General features: G+C 56.8%; 20 protein-coding genes. 5 read left to right on the top strand and 15 right to left on the bottom strand.

All coding sequences use genetic code 11. From position 1 onward, the window contains the following. Positions 1-133 precede the first annotated feature (133 nt). Complete coding sequence (locus N6G83_RS49035) at positions 134-1057, bottom strand: pyridoxamine 5'-phosphate oxidase family protein (protein ID WP_211134748.1); 924 nt, start codon at positions 1055-1057, stop codon at positions 134-136. A gap of 1 nt (position 1058) precedes the next feature. Beyond that, positions 1059-1685: a glutathione S-transferase family protein gene (locus tag N6G83_RS49030; protein WP_211134747.1), complete on the bottom strand. Its 627-nt coding sequence runs from the start codon at positions 1683-1685 to the stop codon at positions 1059-1061. Between the two features lie 102 nt (positions 1686-1787). Between N6G83_RS49030 and N6G83_RS49025 the strand changes: the two genes are divergently transcribed. The 5 genes from N6G83_RS49025 to N6G83_RS49005 all read left to right on the top strand — a co-directional run bounded on the left by N6G83_RS49025 (position 1788) and on the right by N6G83_RS49005 (position 6752). Then, complete coding sequence (locus tag N6G83_RS49025) at positions 1788-2693, top strand: LysR family transcriptional regulator (protein WP_024528949.1); 906 nt, start codon at positions 1788-1790, stop codon at positions 2691-2693. Between the two features lie 224 nt (positions 2694-2917). Beyond that, entirely contained in the window at positions 2918-3733 is an 816-nt protein-coding gene (locus N6G83_RS49020; RefSeq protein ID WP_024528948.1) for an alpha/beta hydrolase, read from the top strand. Continuing rightward, positions 3717-4088 carry a RidA family protein gene (locus N6G83_RS49015; protein ID WP_021805760.1) on the top strand — a complete coding sequence of 124 codons (372 nt, stop codon included), beginning with the start codon at positions 3717-3719 and terminating at the stop codon, positions 4086-4088. The genes N6G83_RS49020 and N6G83_RS49015 overlap by 17 nt, the downstream gene beginning before the upstream one ends. Before the next feature lie 61 nt (positions 4089-4149). After that, a complete protein-coding gene (locus N6G83_RS49010) occupies positions 4150-5334 on the top strand; it encodes an aromatic amino acid transaminase (protein ID WP_211134746.1) in 1185 nt (394 codons plus the stop codon). A gap of 14 nt (positions 5335-5348) precedes the next feature. Then, the gene (locus N6G83_RS49005; protein WP_211134745.1) at positions 5349-6752 is read left to right on the top strand and encodes an amino acid permease; all 1404 of its coding nucleotides are present in this window, start codon (positions 5349-5351) and stop codon (positions 6750-6752) included. A 29-nt stretch (positions 6753-6781) separates the two neighbouring features. Here the strand turns inward: N6G83_RS49005 and paaY are convergent, their stop codons facing one another. The 13 genes from paaY to paaA form a co-directional block, all read right to left on the bottom strand. Then, the gene (gene paaY, locus N6G83_RS49000; protein ID WP_024485596.1) at positions 6782-7378 is read right to left on the bottom strand and encodes a phenylacetic acid degradation protein PaaY; all 597 of its coding nucleotides are present in this window, start codon (positions 7376-7378) and stop codon (positions 6782-6784) included. Between the two features lie 12 nt (positions 7379-7390). Then, the gene (gene paaX / locus N6G83_RS48995; protein ID WP_074031571.1) at positions 7391-8332 is read right to left on the bottom strand and encodes a phenylacetic acid degradation operon negative regulatory protein PaaX; all 942 of its coding nucleotides are present in this window, start codon (positions 8330-8332) and stop codon (positions 7391-7393) included. A 240-nt stretch (positions 8333-8572) separates the two neighbouring features. After that, entirely contained in the window at positions 8573-9880 is a 1308-nt protein-coding gene (gene paaK, locus N6G83_RS48990) for a phenylacetate--CoA ligase PaaK (protein WP_024528944.1), read from the bottom strand. 19 nt (positions 9881-9899) lie between these two features. Continuing rightward, positions 9900-11105: a 3-oxoadipyl-CoA thiolase gene (gene pcaF, locus N6G83_RS48985; protein WP_211134744.1), complete on the bottom strand. Its 1206-nt coding sequence runs from the start codon at positions 11103-11105 to the stop codon at positions 9900-9902. After that, on the bottom strand, positions 11102-11542 hold the full coding sequence (paaI, locus tag N6G83_RS48980; RefSeq protein WP_024485592.1) for a hydroxyphenylacetyl-CoA thioesterase PaaI: 441 nt from the start codon (positions 11540-11542) through the stop codon (positions 11102-11104). Before paaI ends, pcaF begins: the two co-directional genes overlap by 4 nt. Next, positions 11542-13083 (bottom strand): 3-hydroxyacyl-CoA dehydrogenase, encoded by a 1542-nt coding sequence (locus N6G83_RS48975; protein ID WP_248006597.1) that lies wholly within the window; start codon positions 13081-13083, stop codon positions 11542-11544. The genes paaI and N6G83_RS48975 overlap by 1 nt, the downstream gene beginning before the upstream one ends. A gap of 1 nt (position 13084) precedes the next feature. After that, on the bottom strand, positions 13085-13876 hold the full coding sequence (gene paaG, locus N6G83_RS48970; RefSeq protein ID WP_024528941.1) for a 2-(1,2-epoxy-1,2-dihydrophenyl)acetyl-CoA isomerase PaaG: 792 nt from the start codon (positions 13874-13876) through the stop codon (positions 13085-13087). A gap of 3 nt (positions 13877-13879) precedes the next feature. After that, positions 13880-14653, bottom strand: a complete 774-nt coding sequence (gene paaF / locus N6G83_RS48965) for a 2,3-dehydroadipyl-CoA hydratase PaaF (RefSeq protein WP_211134743.1) — start codon at positions 14651-14653, stop codon at positions 13880-13882. Positions 14654-14662: 9 nt separating this feature from the next. Further along, complete coding sequence (gene paaE, locus N6G83_RS48960) at positions 14663-15721, bottom strand: 1,2-phenylacetyl-CoA epoxidase subunit PaaE (RefSeq protein WP_024528939.1); 1059 nt, start codon at positions 15719-15721, stop codon at positions 14663-14665. Between the two features lie 14 nt (positions 15722-15735). Then, positions 15736-16233 (bottom strand): 1,2-phenylacetyl-CoA epoxidase subunit PaaD, encoded by a 498-nt coding sequence (paaD, locus tag N6G83_RS48955; protein ID WP_211134742.1) that lies wholly within the window; start codon positions 16231-16233, stop codon positions 15736-15738. A gap of 8 nt (positions 16234-16241) precedes the next feature. After that, the gene (paaC, locus tag N6G83_RS48950) at positions 16242-17003 is read right to left on the bottom strand and encodes a 1,2-phenylacetyl-CoA epoxidase subunit PaaC (protein WP_260524229.1); all 762 of its coding nucleotides are present in this window, start codon (positions 17001-17003) and stop codon (positions 16242-16244) included. Positions 17004-17012: 9 nt separating this feature from the next. Then, a complete protein-coding gene (gene paaB / locus N6G83_RS48945) occupies positions 17013-17300 on the bottom strand; it encodes a 1,2-phenylacetyl-CoA epoxidase subunit PaaB (protein ID WP_021180891.1) in 288 nt (95 codons plus the stop codon). A 14-nt stretch (positions 17301-17314) separates the two neighbouring features. Further along, positions 17315-18253, bottom strand: a complete 939-nt coding sequence (gene paaA / locus N6G83_RS48940; RefSeq protein WP_024528936.1) for a 1,2-phenylacetyl-CoA epoxidase subunit PaaA — start codon at positions 18251-18253, stop codon at positions 17315-17317. Positions 18254-18509: the final 256 nt, after the last annotated feature.

Below are 18509 nucleotides of genomic sequence, written 5' to 3'. Positions count from 1 at the left end.
CTCCACTTTCACTGTAACCCAGCGTGGATTTATTTAAAATGGCGCTAGCTAGCAAAAATAGATCCTGCTGTGCAGATTGATGACAGCGTGGCAATGTGGCTGAATGAGTAGGGGCGCCGCATGTTAAACCCGCTTAGCTTTCTACGTGATTTTGCCAAATACCCGTGCGTAACGTTGCTGGAGAGAACTCAACGTTTCTGCCGCGCCAGCCCAGAGCTTGGCGAAAGCGCCACGCACTGATGATATCAAACCGCCAGTAGCGCTCGGCACCTTCGACGGCTGCATTTTCTGCCTGCCATAAAATCTGGGTTTTCCCCTGTAAATGAAGAATGTCCCCGTGTGTAAAATCGATAAACAGTAGTGCAGCCCGTGGCTGAGCCAACAGATTACCCAGCGTGTTCATATAGCGGTTACCACGAAAATCCGGGATCCACAGGGTTTCGCCAGTCAGATGGATGAAGCCCGGTTTACCACCGCGATGCGAGATATCCATACCGCCTTGCGCTAAATCACCGTGAGCATAGCTGGCCACAAAGCAGGTATCCGCCTGCACGATCAGTTGTCGGGCCTGATCATCTAACGAACTCAACGGCTCAATGGGTGCGGCGACGCTCGGCTCGGCGAACAGCTCCCGCCGTTGTATATACTGTGGGCAGTTACCAAAGCTTTGTTGCACCGCAATCTCCACGCGGTTTTTATCCGTGCGGCTAATGACGCCGTTAACCCGGTTGCGCCTGCGGTTACTGAAATCTAATCCTAATGCGCCGATGGGCTGGCCGGGATAGAGTGCCACTTGAGCAGGATCGTCCGCCCGGCGTGGCGAAACGATCCGCAAATGTGTTTCATCCGGCGAGCGCAAAAAACCGGCGGGGCCACTGAACAACGTAGCAACCGGCCACTGCCGCTCATCCAGAGTGGCAACAAACAGGTAGGGCAGATGAGCGAAGAACTCGCGATGTTGATCAGGTATGGCAGTGTAGATATTCCCGCTCACCGCATCAAAACCGGCCAGAACCTGAGCCAACTGCTCATCGGGATGAAACATGGAGGGAGACATGTTATTGGCCTACAGCCTGGTCAGGCAGGGGTAACGCAGGCATACGGAAGAACCTGGGCAGAGCGGCAATACGATCTAACCAGCGCTGGATTGCCGGGAAGGTCTTGAGGGAAAGCCCACCTTCCGGGGCGACCGCCACGTAGCTGTAACAGGCCAGATCGGCAATTGTCGGCAAAGACGTTGCCAAAAACTCGCGTTCTGCCAAGTGTTGCTCTAACTGGGGTAAAAAACGAGCGCTTATGGTTTGTGCAGACTGGTAGTTCTCTGGCGCAGAAAATTGCACCACCATCCGACAGGATGCGGGGCCATAGCGCACCTCTCCGGCCGCTTTGGAAAGCCAGGCCTGCACCTGGGCGGCCGCCAACGGATCTTCTGGCAACCAGTGGCTATCAGGCGCATAGCGTTTCACCAGGTACACCATGATGGCGTTGCTGTCGGTCAATACCTGCCCATCGGCCAGTAATACCGGGATCTGCCCAATGGGATTAAGCCGCAGGAACGCCTCGCTTTGGCGCACCATCGCTGGGGCTTCGCAATACTCATAAGGCAGCTCGAGCATCCGCAGCAGCAGCTCGACGCGGTGGCAATGGCCAGAGGCCGGGGTGCCGTACAGTTTCAACGTTTGCATAGTGAGTCTCCTTATATAGTCTTCCTGACCAGAATACTCTTGCGCCAGATGATGGGTATCCGGGAAGATGGCAATTGATAATTTCACTTGGCGGAATAGTCTATGGATCGTTTGGATGAGTTGGCGATTTTTGTGGCGGTGATCCAGCAAGGGAGTTTGGCCGGTGCGGCCCGCAAGCTGCGCCGTTCCGCTCCGGCGGTAACCCGAGCTATCGCTTCTTTGGAGCAGCGGTTTGGTGCGCGGTTGGTGGAGCGCACGACCCGGCGTCTGGCCCCCACGGAGGCCGGGTTGCGCTTAGCCGAACGCGCGCGTGCTCTGTTGCATGACTATCAAGACGCGGTAATGGATACCGCAGAGGCTCAACTGAGCGGGCTGCTGCGTATGACTTCGCCGGTGCAGTTCGGGCGCAAGCACGTGGCACCGATGGTGATGGCTTTTCTCGAACGTTACCCGCAAATCCAGATCGATATGCAGTTAAATGACCGCAATCTGGAGCTGATCGATGAAGGGCTGGACGTGGCGGTGCGCATCGGGCATTTACAAGATTCCTCCAAGGTGGCGCGTAAGCTCGGAGAGGTGACACGCGTCACCGTGGCTAGCCCAGCCTATCTGGCGCAACGCGGGGAGCCGCTGGAACCGGCGCAGTTGAGCGATCATGACACTATTGTCGGTACTCTTCGTCCGACGTCAGGTGAATGGCGCTTTGGGCCTAATGAAAGCGGTGAGCGAGTACGTTTGACACCGCGCTTGTTGTTGAACGAGGTGGAAACTCAACTGTTGGCAGTGCGAGCAGGCAAGGGGATTGCTCGGCTACTGTCTTATCAGGTGGCGGACGATCTGGCCAATGGCACGCTGGTGCGGTTGTTGGCCGCCTACGAACCCCAGCCAGTACCGGTGCAACTGGTGGCAAATAACGTGCAATACATGCCGCTGAAGGTGCGTACCTTTTGGGATTATGCCTATCAGCACCTCAGCCAAATTGCGCAAATACAACCGGCTCGCCCGTAGGGGCGACGTATGCTGTGCCCACTCATTCTTTATCATCAATTTATTTTCGAGTTTCATGGATGAAACTTTAAAATAAGCTCGAAATGTTTAACCAGTGAAACTTTTTGCCCGAAAAATTAAATTTATATCGCCGATCACGCATTGCCGCATCAGCCGTCTTGACAATATTTTAACATGTTGCTAATAGTTAACTCACATCTTAAATAATAAACAAAGTTTAATATATGAAACTTCTAGCGGGCAGTTACGATAACGCTACGACGGTGGCTGATGAAAACGAGATCCTGCTCTCATTTCAATCCCGCAGTCAGCGAGTTTACCAACAGCAACGCCATGAGTTGAATATTGCTTATGGAAATTCGCCGCGTGAAGTTTTTGACTGGTTTTATTCAACTGAAGAATATAAAGGCACGATAATATTTATTCACGGCGGCTATTGGCAATTTTGTAATAAACAGGATTTTGCTTTTATTGCCAGCACGCCATTGTCATTAGGTTTTGATGTGGTGCTGGTGGAATATACTTTGGCACCGGCGGTTAACCTGGACGATATTTGCCAGCAAATAGGGGCGGCGCTGGATGCCATCGAGCGTCGGCTGAAGCCGCGTGGTGATAAGCCGGTTTATCTCACCGGTCATTCTGCTGGTGGACATCTGGCGGCGTATTGGCAACACCATCCGCTGGTGCAGGCGGTGTTTCCCATCAGCGGTATTTTTGAGTTGCAGCCGCTGCTGGCGAGCTACGTAAACCAGCAGCTAAAGCTGACCACTCAGCAGATAGAGGCCTTAAGCCCGGCGCGTAATATGCCGCCATCTTTGAAGCCCATGGTGCTATTTTACGGCGCGGCAGAGCTGCCTGAGCTGATTGGACAATCGCTTTATTATTATTCCGCATTGCGGGCGCAGGGGCTGCCGGTTAGCCGCTATGCGCTCCCCGGTGCTAATCATTACAGTGTGCTGGACGCGGTATTTGCTGCCGATGGCGCTCTGCACCGTTTCCTGCTTACCGATGGAGAGTACCTTGATGCGCACAGTCATTGAAACCGGCCTGCCAGAGATCGGGCAACCTTTTTCCTGGGCAACCAAAGGTGGCGGGATGTTATTCACCGCCCATGGCCCGGTCCGCCAGGATGGCACTATTGAAACTGGCGACCCGGAAAAACAGATTACGCTGACGTTTGATAATTTAGCTACCACGCTGAAAGCTGCCAATAGCCATAGTGATAATGTATTACAGGTTATTGTTTATCTTACCGATGTTAATGACGTTAAGCTGCTCGATAAAATCTACCAACAGTATTTTAATTATCCGTATCCCAACCGCTCCACGGTGATAGTTGATAAGTTGGTGGTGCCGGGGATGAAAATAGAAATCACCGTTAGCGCTACAGCGTAATTAATTCTCATAAAATAATATTCACCTGCTGATTCATTACATAATGAGTTAAGGATAATCTATGTTCGATCATATTACCCCGTCAACGCCCGATCCAATTATGTCACTGATGGAAGCCTATATGCAGGATGCTAATCCGCAAAAGGTTAACTTGGGTATTGGTCTGTATTACGATCATCAGGGTAATATTCCCCTGATGCAGGCCGTCCATATTGCCGAACAGCGTTTACTGGAACAACAGCGGCCACATACTTACCCGCCAATCGAAGGTTCTGCACTGTTTGCCCGCCAGATCCAGACGTTGCTGTTTGGTGAACCAGCGGACCGTATTGCCACGGTGCAAAGCGTAGGTGGCTCTGGCGCGCTGAAGCTGGGTGCCGATTTTATTTATCACTATCTGGCGCGCCGCGAAATCTGGGTCTCCGATCCGACCTGGGCCAACCACTGGGCGATCTTCGAAGGGGCTGGCTTGAAGGTGAATACCTACCCGTATTTTGATGATGCGTCTGGTGAACTGCGTTTTGCAGCCATGCTCGACACGCTCTCTGCCTTGCCGGAAGGGGCTGTGGTGCTACTGCATCCTTGCTGCCATAACCCCACCGGTACCGATCTCAGCCCAGCACAATGGCAAGCGGTGATCGAGGTGGTGCAACGGCGTCGGCTGTTGCCTTTCTTTGACATCGCTTATCAAGGCTTTGGCGACGGGCTTGAAGAAGACTGCTTCGCGCTGCTGGCGATGTTGAAAACCGACGTGGATTTTCTGGTCAGCAACTCATTTTCCAAGAATGTGGCGCTGTATGGCCAGCGTTTAGGGGGGCTGTCGGTGCGCTGTGCTACTGCAGAGGCTGCGGTGAACGTGAAGGGCGCATTGAAAACGCTGATCCGTCGCAGTTATTCCTGCCCGCCGACACACGGTAGCCAAATTGTGGAAACCCTGCTGGCAGACCCGCAGCTATACCAACTGTGGGCCAGTGAGTTGACCACCATGCGTCAACGCATCAAACAGATGCGCGTTGGCCTGGCGGCTGGCCTGGAGCAGGGCGGTACCACGCTGGACTATACCCGCATCCGCGATCAAAAGGGCATGTTCAGCTACACCGGGTTGAATGAACGCCAGCTCGGCCAACTGCGGCAGCAATATTCCATTTATCTGGTGGCGCCCGGCAGGATGTGTCTGCCTGGCCTGAACCAGCAAAACCTGGACTATGTGACCGCCGCCATCCTTGACGTTACCCGTACCGCATAAAAAGGTGAGCAACCATGAAAGATGCGAAACGTTTTGACGCTATCGCCCAGCGGCAGGATGGGCTGAAAAAACACCTGACCGCCGGACAGATGTCGATGCTGGCGATCGGTGGGGCCATCGGTACCGGCCTGTTTCTGGGGAGTGCTTACGCGATCCAGATGGCTGGGCCAAGCGTACTGCTGAGCTATTTTATCGGCGGGGTGATTGCGCTACTGCTGATGGGATGCCTGGCGGAAATGACCTCTGAGCACCCAACCCCAGGATCGTTCGGCGACTATGCCGAGTTCTACCTCAGCCCGCTGTTTGGCTTTCTGGTGCGCTATTCCTATTGGTCTTGCGTGGTGTTGGCGGTGGGCACTGAGGTGACCGCCATCGGCATGTATATGCAGTTCTGGTTCCCAGGCACGCCGATCTGGCCGTGGGTACTGTTGTTCTCGGCGGCGGTGATCGTCGTCAACGTGGTTGGGGTCAAGTCTTTTGGCCAGGTGGAGTATGCACTCTCTACCGTCAAGGTGGTGGCCATTTCAGCGTTTATCATGATTGGCATCGGTATCCTGGCGTTTTCCGCTAACCCGACTTTCGGCATCCGTAACTTCACTGACAACGGCGGCTTTTTCCCGTTTGGGGTGAAAGGCATGTGGTTTGCGGTGATCGTATCGATATTCAGCTATCTGAGTATTGAGATGATCGCGGTTGCCGCAGGGGAAGCGAAAAACCCGGTGGTTGCCGTGAAAAGCGCGTTTAAAGGCACCATTCTGCGGCTGTTTATCTTCTATATGATGTCGATATCGCTGATGCTGGCCATCGTGCCGTGGCGGCAGTCTGGCACCGGTGAAAGCCCGTTCCTGGTGGCGATGAACGTGATCCATCTGCCAGCCGCCGCCGGGATCTTTAACTTTGTGGTACTGATTGCGGCACTGTCTGCCATGAACAGCCAGTTGTATATCACCACCCGGATGATGTTTTCACTGTCCCGTGCCGGGCAGGCTCCGGCGGCGCTGGGGCGGCTTAGCAAACGGGGTATTCCGGTCAACGCGCTGGCGCTCTCCTGCGTGGGGATTATTGTCTCTATCGTGCTGAGTATTGCCGCTCCAGAGAAATCCTTTGCGGTGATGATGTCGATTTCGGTATACGGTGCCTGTTTCACCTGGTTGATGATCTTTGTTACCCACCTGTTCTTCCGCCGCCAGCATACGCAGACGCATCTCAAGTTCCGCATGTGGGGTTATCCTTACTTTACCTTGGCGGGGGCGCTGCTGATGGCCGGCTTGATGATAACCACGTTGTTCACGGACTTCTTTAGAATGACGCTGTGGTTTGGCATTCCCTTCACCGCGTTGTTGGTAGCTATCTATTTCTACAGTCGACGAGGGCAGGCATCGGTTGCAACTGAAGCACCGGTGCAGGGTATGGAGTAATGTTGACCGGGCTGCGGCCCGGCCAACAACTAAAGCTGGCTTTTGGGGATGATGTGGTCGCCGAAGTTTAGGCGTTGGCGCCCTGGCTCTGGTTCAGTGAGAGGGGCCACTTCTTTCAGGCTGTTTTTGCAGCGTAAGACCAACTCCTGATACTGGAGCGTACCCGTGCGTTTCCAGGCTAATTCCTGTTCGGTCAGCTCGCGGATCACCCTTGCCGGACTGCCGATCACCAGTTGGTTGGCGGCAATCTCTGCGGCGGCCTTGACGAAGGAACCCGCGCCGACGATGGAGTTCTCACCAATGACCGCACCGTCCATGATGACGGCATTCATGCCGATCATCGCGTTACGGCGCACACGGCAGCCGTGCAGTATGGCGCTGTGGCCGATATGCCCATCTTGTTCCACCACCGTGTCTTGCAGCGGGAAGCCGTGCATTACGCAGTTATCCTGCACGTTGGCACCGTCTTCGACCACAATGCGTCCAAAGTCGCCGCGCAGGCTGGCATTGGGGCCGATGTAGACGCCTTTGCCGATAATCACGTCGCCAATCAGTACCGCGGTGGGGTGAACATAGCTGCTGGGATCGACCACCGGCGTCAAACCGTCAATCTGATACACAGGCATAGCACAAACTCCTTAAAATGTAGTGGGATCGCGCGGCAGTCCGCCAAAGCGGCGATAGTAACCGGCACTGGGTGCAGGTAAGGTGCCGATGGAGGTTTCTGCCAAGGCGCTGACATATTCCGTCGCGGCGCGATCCACTCGCTGATAGATATTGATGCACAGGTTGCGGGCTATTTGGCCTTCCCATTGAGCGGGTAACAGGGCATCAGGCAGCAGGGGATCTTTCAACACCACGCGGCGGAAAAAGTGGATTAACAATAGCTTAATCTGAAAGCATCGCAGGGGCGTCAGTTCCTGCTCGTCGGCTTCGCGCAGTAAGGCCATCAACGGGCGGAAGGAGACGATAAACTCATGGTAGTAACCGGCCACCTCACTCAACGACCAGCAGTTGGCGACCATTTGCCGCAGCGTCTGTTCGGAACGGTTATAGGGATAGTCGGCACGGAAGTAGATCACCTGTTCACTGGCGTTGAGCTCGCCAAGCAGGGCGGTGACGTCGGTTTGCGCATGGGTAGGGGCGGCCATCAGGTTGTTGGCGATCTGGCCAAAGCCCAGCCAGCCCAGCTCTTTTTTCAGCCGTGCGCGCTCGGTTTTTTCCGCACTTTCCAACAGCAGTAGCTCCCACTTGCCATCCCATTGCGGTTGTTCGCTAAGGTAGATTTTGGATTCGGCATGGCGAAACTGGCGCATCCCCTGTTCGGTAACGCGGTAATAGCTGCGCCGCCCAATCTTTTCTACGTCCAGCCAACCCTCTTTTTGCAAACGAAACACTGAGGTACGGACAAAACGATCGCCGAAGCCCAGGGCTTCCATCAGTGCGCTTAAGCTGCCCAGCCAAACTTCACCACCGCGATGGCTCAGCGCATCGCCGTAGAGTGAGATGATCAGCGAGGTGCCGCTGATCGGTTGGGCGCTTAACGCATGGCGGATAAAGTCGTCCAGTTTATGTTCCATATTTTTCCCTGGGTAAGCTTTTGCTGAGACACGACATTAGCATAAATGACAAAGGCTTGCCCCTCACCCCAACCCTCTCCCACAGGGAGAGGGAGCTGATAGCCCCTACTCGTTTGGAGGTAAAGAGGTAGCCTCCACAAACGTGATCGCCTCCCCATCCAAGGTGAGTCACACTAATTTCAAGCACACTCGATCGGTTCCCTCTCCCTGTGGGAGAGGGTTAGGGTGAGGGGGCAAAACTTAACGTGGTCGCAGATCGATCACGCGCTGGGCCTTGCCTTCCGAGCGAGGAATATCGCCACAGTTGGCAATGCTGACGTCGGTGCTGACCCCAACGATCGATTTGATATGGTGACGCAACTGGTGGCAGATATCGCAACGCTGCTGGTGGTTGAGCGTCAGAGCCGACTCTTTCAGCTCCACCCGCACGGCCAACGTATCCAGATGCCCGGCACGGCTCACCTGCAACTGATAATGCGGCGACAGATGCTCGAACTGCATAATCTGTTCTTCAACCTGTGACGGGAATACGTTCACGCCGCGAATGATCAGCATATCGTCGGAACGGCCAGTGATTTTGCCCATCCGGCGCATGTTGCGGGCATCCCCTGGCATTAGGTGGGTGAGGTCGCGCGTGCGATAGCGGATCACCGGCAGTGCCTCTTTGGTCAGCGTGGTGAAAACCAGTTCGCCATGCTCGCCGTCAGTCTGTATCGCGCCCGTTTCAGGATTGATGATCTCCGGCAGGAAGTGGTCTTCCCAGATGGTCGGACCGCCGCCGCTTTCGGCACACTCCATCGCTACCCCCGGCCCCATCACTTCGGAAAGGCCGTAGATATCCAGCGCTTTGATCCCCATGCGTGACTCGATCTCATGGCGCAGGGATTCTGACCAGGGCTCTGCACCGAACACGCCCAAACGCAGGGAGCAGTTGCGCGCATCGCCCCCCATTTTGCGTTCCAGCTCGTCGATCAGTGTCAGGCAGTAGGAAGGGGTCACCATGATCACGTCGGGTTTGAAATCCAGGATCAGCTGCACCTGCTTCTCCGTCTGGCCGCCGGACATCGGGATCACCGTCGCACCCAGACGTTCTGCGCCATAGTGCGCGCCCAACCCGCCGGTAAACAGGCCATAACCGTAGGCAACGTGGATTTTGTCTTTGGCTGTGGCCCCGGCAGAGCGTAGGCAGCGGGCGACAATATCGGCCCAGTTATCGATATCCCGCTGGGTATAACCTACGACCGTTGGGCGGCCTGTGGTGCCAGATGAAGCATGAATGCGCACCACCTGTTCCATCGGCACGGCAAAGGTGTCGAACGGGTAGTTGTCACGCAGATCCTGCTTGGTGGTGTAGGGGAATAGCGCCAGATCGCTCAGTTGTTTCAGATCGCTCGGGTGAACGCCGGCCTGATCGAACTTGCGTTGATACATCGGTACGTTGTTGTAGGCATGGTGCAGGGTCCATTGCAGGCGCTCCAGCTGTAATGCTTCGATTTCGTCGCGTGAAGCAAATTCAATCGCGTCGATGGGCCGTGGATTTGTAGTCATCTTTTTAGCCTCGCAGGTGTTAGACACGCTCTATAATCATGGCAATGCCCTGACCGACGCCAATGCACATGGTGCACAGTGCGTAACGGCCAGCGCGACGTTCCAGCTCAAACAGGGCGGCCAGCGCCAGGCGCGCACCGCTCATGCCCAATGGATGGCCAAGAGCGATGGCACCTCCGTTGGGATTGACCTGTTCGGCATCATCCGGCAGACCAAGCTGGCGCAACACCGCCAACGCCTGTGCGGCGAATGCTTCGTTAAGTTCAATGACGTCCATCTGCGCCAGGCTTAACCCGGCGATTTCCAGAACTTTGCGGGTAGCGGGCAGCGGGCCGATCCCCATCAATCTCGGTTCTACGCCGCAGGTGGCGGTAGCGACAATGCGTGCCCGTGGCGTCAAACCTTGCTGCAAGGCCATGGCTTCGGAAGCGACAATCAGCGCCGCCGCACCGTCGTTGACGCCAGAGGCATTCCCGGCGGTGATACAACCCGGCTGACGGAACGGTGTTTTCAGTTTTTGCAGTTGCTCCAGCGTGGTTTCTGCGCGTGGGTGTTCGTCTTCGCTGAACTGAGTAATGACTCCTTTCTTGCCGCTGAGGCTCACCGGAATAATTTCCTGTGCCAGGATCCCCCGCTGCTGTGCCAGGGCGGTGCGCTGCTGGCTGCGTAGAGCAAAGGCATCCTGATCGGCACGGCTGATGCCAAACTGCGCCGCGACGTTTTCGGCGGTTTCCGGCATCGAGTCGGTACCGAAAGCCGCATGCATCAGTGGGTTAACAAACCGCCAGCCGATGGTGGTATCAAACATCTGTGCCTGACGGCTGAAGGCGCTGTCCGCCTTGCCCATGACCAGCGGGGCACGGGTCATGGATTCGGCTCCTCCGGCCAGGAGCAGGCTGGCTTCTCCGGCCTTGATGCTGCGGGCCGCCATCGCCAACGCATCCAACCCCGAACCGCATAGCCGGTTGATGGTGGTGCCGGAAACGTTTTGTGGCAGTCCGGCCAGCAGCGCCGCCATACGGGCCAGATTGCGGTTGTCTTCTCCGGCCTGATTAGCGCAGCCGAGGATGACATCATCCACCCGTGACCAGTCCACGTTGGGGTGGCGCTCCAACAGAGCACGCAGCGGCAGGGCGGCTAAATCGTCGGTCCGCACGTTTGCCAGCGCGCCGCCGTAACGGCCAATCGGCGTGCGGACGCCATCGCAAATAAAAGCCTGATTCATGGCTGCTCTCCTAAAATGCTGTGGCCCAACCGATGGGCGCGGCCACGGAACCAGGCGACGGTTTTCCCTAATTGATTAACGATCTCAACGTCGTACAATCCGGTGGTTTTACCCTGATGGCGCACTTCAGCGCAGGCGGTGAGGCGGTCGCCTGCCAGCGCGGGACGGATAAAATCGATGGTGCAGCCAGAAGCGACTGCTGCCAGCCCCTGACTGTTGCAGGCATAAGCAAAGGCGGTATCTGCGAGGCTGAACAGTTGGCCACCGTGGCAGGTCTGGTGGCCATTGAGCATCTGCGGGCCGACGGTCATGCTGACTTTGGCCATGCCAGCATCCACGGCATCAATGCGCATATCCATTGCCTGTGCACAAGTATCTTGGCTAAACATCTGTTCGGCGCAGCGCTGGGCCAGCGCGCGGGGAGTGTTGGCATTCATCAGCATTGGGCTCCTGAATAATTGGCGGCATAACGGCGCAGCAGCGGAATTGGGCGATAGCGGGGTTCTGCGTAATAACGTTGCAGGTTTTCCAGCGTGGTGAGGATCTGTTGCCAGCCGAGCTTGCTGCCCCAGGCCAGCGGACCTTGCGGGTAGTTGACGCCAAACCGCATGGCATCGTCGGTATCGGCGGCGTTGGCCACGCCTTTGTTCACCACGTCCAGGGCTTCATTAGCCAGCATGGCGACGGTGCGCATCACCAGCAGGCCCGGGTAGTCCGGCAGGTGGATCACCTGTTTACCCAGCGATTGCAGCAGGCGGATGACCTTGGCCGTGTGCGGCACCGTGTTCTGTTCGGCGCTGCTGATGGCGATAACGGGGGCGTGCTGATAGTTGACGGACAGGTCGAACAGAACCACGGGCGATCCGATTTCTTCGGCGACTTGGCTTGCCGTTTTACCATTTGTTAACATAAATGTAACTTCATCGATCCGAGCAAACGGACTGGTCTGGCCAGGATATTTGATCGCCGCCGCATTTCCCGTCAGCAACTGTGCAAACTCGCCCATGGCCGACCAGTCGCCGTGCAACGTGACGGACTGAGGCAAGTCAGCCGTTACCGCCGAAGCAAAAGTTGCTGACGGTAGGGCCTGCTCACTGTCATAACGGTAGAAACCCCGGCCACTCTTGCGGCCCAAATGCCCGGCAGCAACGAGTTCCTGCTGCACCAGTGAAGGAGTAAAGCGGCTGTCCTGATAAAAGGCGTGATAGACCGATTCGGTGACGGCATAGTTGACGTCTTGACCGATCAGATCCGTCAGTTGCAGTGGCCCCATGGCGAAGCCACCAGCATCACGCAGTACGGCGTCCAGGGTGGCCGGATCGGCAATCTGTTCTTCCAGAGCGCGCAGGGTTTCACCGTAGAAAGGCCGGGCGACGCGGTTGACGATAAAGCCTGGCGTAGAACGGCACACGACACTGTGTTTACCCCACTGTTGAGCCAAGGTTTGCAGGCTGCTCAGCGTTTCCGGGCTGGTTTCCAGCCCACCGACGATCTCCACCAGTTTCATTAACGGAGCCGGGTTGAAGAAGTGCAGGCCCGCCATGCGCTGCGGATGCTGCAGCGCGCTGGCGATGGCGGTAATAGAGAGTGACGAGGTATTGCTGGCAAACAGCGTATCGGTAGAGCATATCGCCTCCAGATCGCGAAACAGGCTCTGTTTGATCGGCAACTTTTCTGCCACCGCTTCGATCACCAGGCTGCAGTCAGCCAGATCGCTTAACGAGCCGGTCAACTGAATATGACCCAGCAGGGTTTCGGTGCTGTGGGCATCGGCTTTACCTGCCTCGACCCGCTTGCGCAGGCGTTGCTCGAGCTGCTCAAGTGCGCGGGAGGCGGCGGGCAGGGCGATATCGAACAGCTTGACCTGATGCCCTGCTGCGGCGGCCACCTGAGCAATGCCGATCCCCATGGTTCCGGCACCAATCACGGCCACCGTAGCGGAGGTGGCTATGGCATTCACCGCCATTTTCTCTCTCATGCTATTTCCCGCTGAAGTTCGGTTGGCGTTTGGCAAAGAAGGCGCTGACGCCCTCGCGATAGTCGTCACTACGGCCACCCAAGCGTTGCAAATCGCGCTCTAAATCGAGCTGCTGGTCAAGCGTATTGCTGGCCGAGCGGTACATGGCCTTTTTAATCAGCCCCAGGCCGTAGGTAGGTTGGGTGGCAAGCTGTTTGGCCATGCTTTGGGTGTGATCGGCCAGTTCTGCGGCAGCCACGACCTGCCAGATCATTCCCCACTCCAGCGCCTGCTGAGCACTGATTTTGTCCCCCAGCAGCGCCATACCCATGGCTCGCGCATGCCCGGCAAGGCGTGGCAGATACCAACTGCCGCCGGAGTCTGGCACCAGGCCCAGTTTGCAGAAGGATTGGATAAAGCTGGCGTTGTCGGCGGCCACCACGATATCGCAGGCCATTGCCAGCGCGGCACCTGCTCCGGCAGCAACGCCATTGACCGCGCAGACAATCGGCTTGGGTAGGGCGCTCAGGCGTCGGATCAGCGGGTTGTAAAAACGTTCTACGGACAGCCCAAGATCCGGGGGGGCCTGATCCACACTGACGTTACGATCGTTCAGATCCTGCCCGGCGCAGAAGCCGCGCCCGGCACCGGTGATCAGCACACAACGCACGCTGTCATCTCGCTCCGCTACGGTTAGCGCCTCGCTGAGCTGGTGGTGCATTTCATCGTTAAAGCTGTTGAGCCGATCGGGGCGGTTCAGGGTAATGGTCAACACCCCGGCTTCGATGTGGCTAAGAATTAATGCGTTTTCCATAAATCAGCGCCCTTGATAGTTCGGTGTACGTTTTTCGAAGAAGGCGGCAATGCCTTCCCGGCGATCTTCGGTGGCGGCCAGGGTGATAAACTGCTGGCGTTCCATCTGCAAGCCTTGGCTTAGGCTGGTTTCCTGTGCCTGTTTTAGTGCCTGTTTGGCCGCGCGCAGCGCCAGCGGTGCCTGTTGGCTGATGCGTTGGGCCAGTTGTTGAGTACGCTCCAGCGTTAATGCGTCGACACAAACCTCGCTTACCAGCCCGGTTTGCAGTGCGCAGCGGGCGTCGATGGCTTCGCCGGTCAGCACCATTTGATAGGCGCGGGACTTGCCCACGCTGCGGATCAGGCGTTGAGTACCACCGGCACCGGGCATCAGGCCTAAAGTGATTTCCGGCAGGCCGAAGCGGGCGCTTTCGCCGCAGAGGGTAATGTCGCAGGCCAGAGCTAGTTCACAGCCTGCACCGAGCGCGTAACCGTTCACTGCCGCCAGCAAGGGTTTGCTGAACTGGGCCAATCGCTGCCATAGCAAAGGGCGGTGATCGAGCTGGGTGGCGGCGACATCCTGCTGCTGTAATTCGCGCAGATCGGCACCGGCAGCGAAGAACCGGGCGGCACCGGCGATCACCACGGCACCGACGTCGGCGTCACTATCGGCTTGTTCCAGTTGATAAACCAACTGCTCCAGGCAGGCTGTGCTCAACGCATTGCGGGCATCGGGGCGGTGCAGCGTCAGTGTGACCACGCGTTGCTGCTGTTCGCGCAGGATCCAAGGGGTTTCCATCGTCGGCTCCTAAACGTCAAAGTCCAGCACCACGCCTTCTCCGCGTGGCCAAGACTGGCAGCTCAAGACATAGCCTGCCGCCAGTTGATCCGGCTCCAGGCTGTAGTTGATCGCCATATCCACTTCACCGGCCTTCAGCTTGCATTTGCAGGTGGCGCAGACGCCGCCTTTGCAGGCGTAGGGCAAATCGGCCCCCTGACGTAATGCGGCATCCAGAATGCTGTCATCCTCGCTGCCGACGTCGATTTTGAGGCTGCGGCCGTCGAGCCGGATCTCTACCTGAGTCGCGTTGCGGCTGCCTGCGTTGGCCGGCCGGGCGACGATGCCGCTGGTGTTGAAACGCTCGCTGTGAATATGTTCGGCAGGCATACCGGCCAGCTCCAGCACGGTGTGCGCGTCGTCCATCATCGTTTCCGGGCCGCAGATAAAGGCGTGGTCGAACTCGTTGAAGTTCACTAACGTGTTACCCAGCGCGGTCAGGTGGTCACGATCGATGCGGCCACTGAGCAGCGGGCTGTCGAGATTTTCCTGGCTAAAGAGATACAGCGGTTGGAAGCGCTGTGGATAACGGTTTTTCAGATCCGAGAGGGCTTCCTTAAACATCACCGAGCGGCTGGTGCGGTTGCCGTAGATCAGCGTGAACTGGCTGTTGGGTTCCAATTGCAACGTCGCCTTGATGATCGATAGCATCGGCGTGATACCGGAGCCAGCGGCGATCGCCAGATAGTTGCCCTGGGTTTGTGCCTGCGGCTGGTAGCCAAAGCGGCCCTGCGGCAGCATCACTTCCAACTCGTCGCCCACCTGCAGGCTTTGGTTGATAAACGAAGAGAAACGCCCCTGATGGATCGCCTTGATGCCGATTTGTAATACGCCGTCCTGCGGTGCGCTACAGATGGAATAGCAGCGGCGCAGCTCTTCACCGTTGACCCGCGCCTTGAGCGTCAGGTGTTGACCAGGGGTATAGCCGTAATGGGATTTCAGTTCGTCCGGGACGCGCAGCGTGATGGCTACGGCGTCCGGCGTTTCGCGCTCGATGGCTGCGACATTCAGGCGATGAAAGACCGTCATGGTTTTCAGTGCTCCTAAATACATTTGAAATAGTCGAACGGTTCCCGACATTCGCAGCAGCGGTAAAGCGCTTTGCAGGCGGTGGAACCGAACTCGCTGATCTTTTCCGTGTGCTCACTGCCGCAACGGGGGCACTGCACCGGGCCGTGAGCCAAAGGCTTTTCACAGGTTTTCCCCTGCGGTGGCGCCACGCCGTATTCACGCAGACGCTGGCGAGCATCCGCATTCATCCAGTCGGTGGTCCAGGCCGGGCTGAGGCAGATGGTGATCTTTACCGGGCTGAAACCTGCCTCGTTCAGCGTCTGTTCAATGGCGTTGAGCAGGTATTCGGTCGCCGGGCAGCCGGAATAGGTGGGGGTAAAGGTGATGTGCCAGCCTGCACCGTCACGCTCCACGTCACGTACCATGCCCAGATCGGTAATGGACAGTACCGGCAGTTCGGGATCGTTGATCTGCTGTAAGCAGTGCCAGATCTGCGGGATCTCGGCCGGTTGCAGTCGGGTGATATTCATCTTTGCCTCTACCAGCTACAGTTCGGGTAAGCGCGTGGCAGAAACTGCATTTCTGCCAGCATCGGGCCGAGGTGTTCAGTGTGCCGCCCTTGCTTACCGCCGTGGCGAAATGCCTGCTCGGTGGGCAGCGCGAGCGTGGCCTGTTGCAGCGTGTCGTTCACCATGGCCTGCCACGGTGCCTGCAACTGGCGTGGATCGACGGCAATGCCCAGCTCGGCCAGTTGCAGTTCAATCTCATCGGCGTGGAACAGCTCGGCGGTGAAGCGCCACAGGTCGTTTAATGACTGTTGGATCTTCTGGTGGCTGATTTCACTGCCGTCACCCAGGCGGATCATCCAGTCGTGGCTGAAGCGCAGGTGATAATCCGCTTCCTTCAGCGATTTGGCGGCAATGGCGGCCAGTTGGCTGTCTTTGCTGCGGCTCAATTCCCGGTGCAGCAGTACGTGGTAGGTATCGAGCAGGAACTGGCGTACCAGCGTGTCGTTAAAGCCGCCGTTGGGCTGTTCTGCCAACAGCAGGTTGTGAAATTCACGTTCGTCGCGGCCAAAGGCCAGACTGTCTTCGCTGTGTTGCGGGCCGGAAAGCTCGGCGGCATAGGCCAGGAAATTGCGTGCCTGACCCAGCAGATCGAGGCCAATATTGGCCAGTGCCAGGTCGATCTCCAGCTCAGGAGCATGGCCACACCAAGCGCACAGGCGCTGTGCCAGAATGAGCGGTGTATCGCCCAAGCGCAGGGCATAGCTGATTGTTGCTGCGTTACTCATCGTCATGGCCTGCCTCTACATGTTCTTGATGCCGTCGGGGATGGTGTAGAACGTGGGATGACGGTAGATTTTATCGTCGGAAGGATCGAAGAATGCCGCCCGATCCTCTGCTTGAGAGGCGATCAGGTGGCAGGATTGCACCACCCAGATCGAACAGCCCTCACTGCGGCGGGTGTAGGCATCGCGGGCGTTTTCCAGCGCCATCTGATCGTCTGCTGCATGCAGGCTGCCCACGTGACGATGGGCCAAACCCTGCTTGCTGCGGATAAACACTTCATACAACGGCCATTCGGCGTGAGTCATTTTTCTCTCCTCGATTAAGCTGCATTTGCCGCGCGTTTGCTGGCATGTGCCATGGCACCATCCCGTACCCAACTGCCGTCGTCCCAGGCTTTACGCTTGGCTTGCAGACGTTCGTGGTTGCACTGCCCACGCCCCTGGATCACTTCGTGCAGCTCTGCCCAGTCGATCTCGCCAAAGCGGTAATGTCCGCTGGCCTCATCCCATGCCAAATCGGCATCGGGGGCGGTCATGCCCAAGGCTTCCAACTGCGGTACGGTGTTGTCGATAAACTTCTGCCGCAGCTCGTCATTGCTGTGGCGTTTGATCTTCCAGGCCATGCTCTGCGCGCTGTGGGGTGAATCGCTATCGTTGGGGCCAAACATCATCAGCGCTGGCCACCAGAAGCGGTTGATGGCGTCCTGTAGCATGGCCTTTTGCGCTTCGCTGCCCTGGGCCATCACCATCACGGCTTCATAGCCCTGACGCTGGTGGAAGCTCTCTTCTTTACAGATTTTCACCATCGCTCTGGCATAGGGGCCGTAAGAGGCACGGCATAGGGCTACCTGATTGACGATGGCTGCACCGTCTACCAGCCAGCCGATCACGCCAATGTCAGCCCAGTTCAGCGTTGGGTAGTTGAAGATGGAGGAGTATTTCATCTGACCGGCGAGCATCTTTTGGTAGATATCCTGGCGGGTGCAGCCGAGGGTTTCCGCCGCGCTGTACAGATAAAGGCCATGCCCGGCCTCATCCTGGACTTTCGCCAGTAACACCGCTTTACGCCGCAGGGAAGGGGCACGGGTCAGCCAATTGGCTTCTGGCAACATGCCGACCACCTCGGAATGCGCATGCTGGCCGATTTGCCGGATCAGATTGCGGCGATAGGCATCCGGCATCCAGTCTTTGGCTTCGATGGAGATATCGGCGGCGATCTTGTCGTCAAAGTGCTGCTGAAATTGTGTGTCAGTTGTCATGCTTGCCTCTTGGTGATTCATGTTTTTCACATTAAAACCAAAAATGTGAATCACTTTAACTAACCTTAAAGCTACAAGTTGATAACAACAAGATCAAATGCAAATGCTGTGGTTTTGCGATGAGCATCACAATGCGTTTTATTATTTTGTTGATTTAAATGACTATTTATTTTTGGTATCTATCGATAACGGTGGTGTTAACTTTGCGATTTAATGATTTTGTTTTGCTTTTGTTAAATTTTAACCTGGCGTAAAG

The sequence above is a fragment of the Serratia sp. PL7 genome, assembly GCF_945957435.1.
This window is presented reverse-complemented; position numbering and strand designations above follow the sequence as displayed.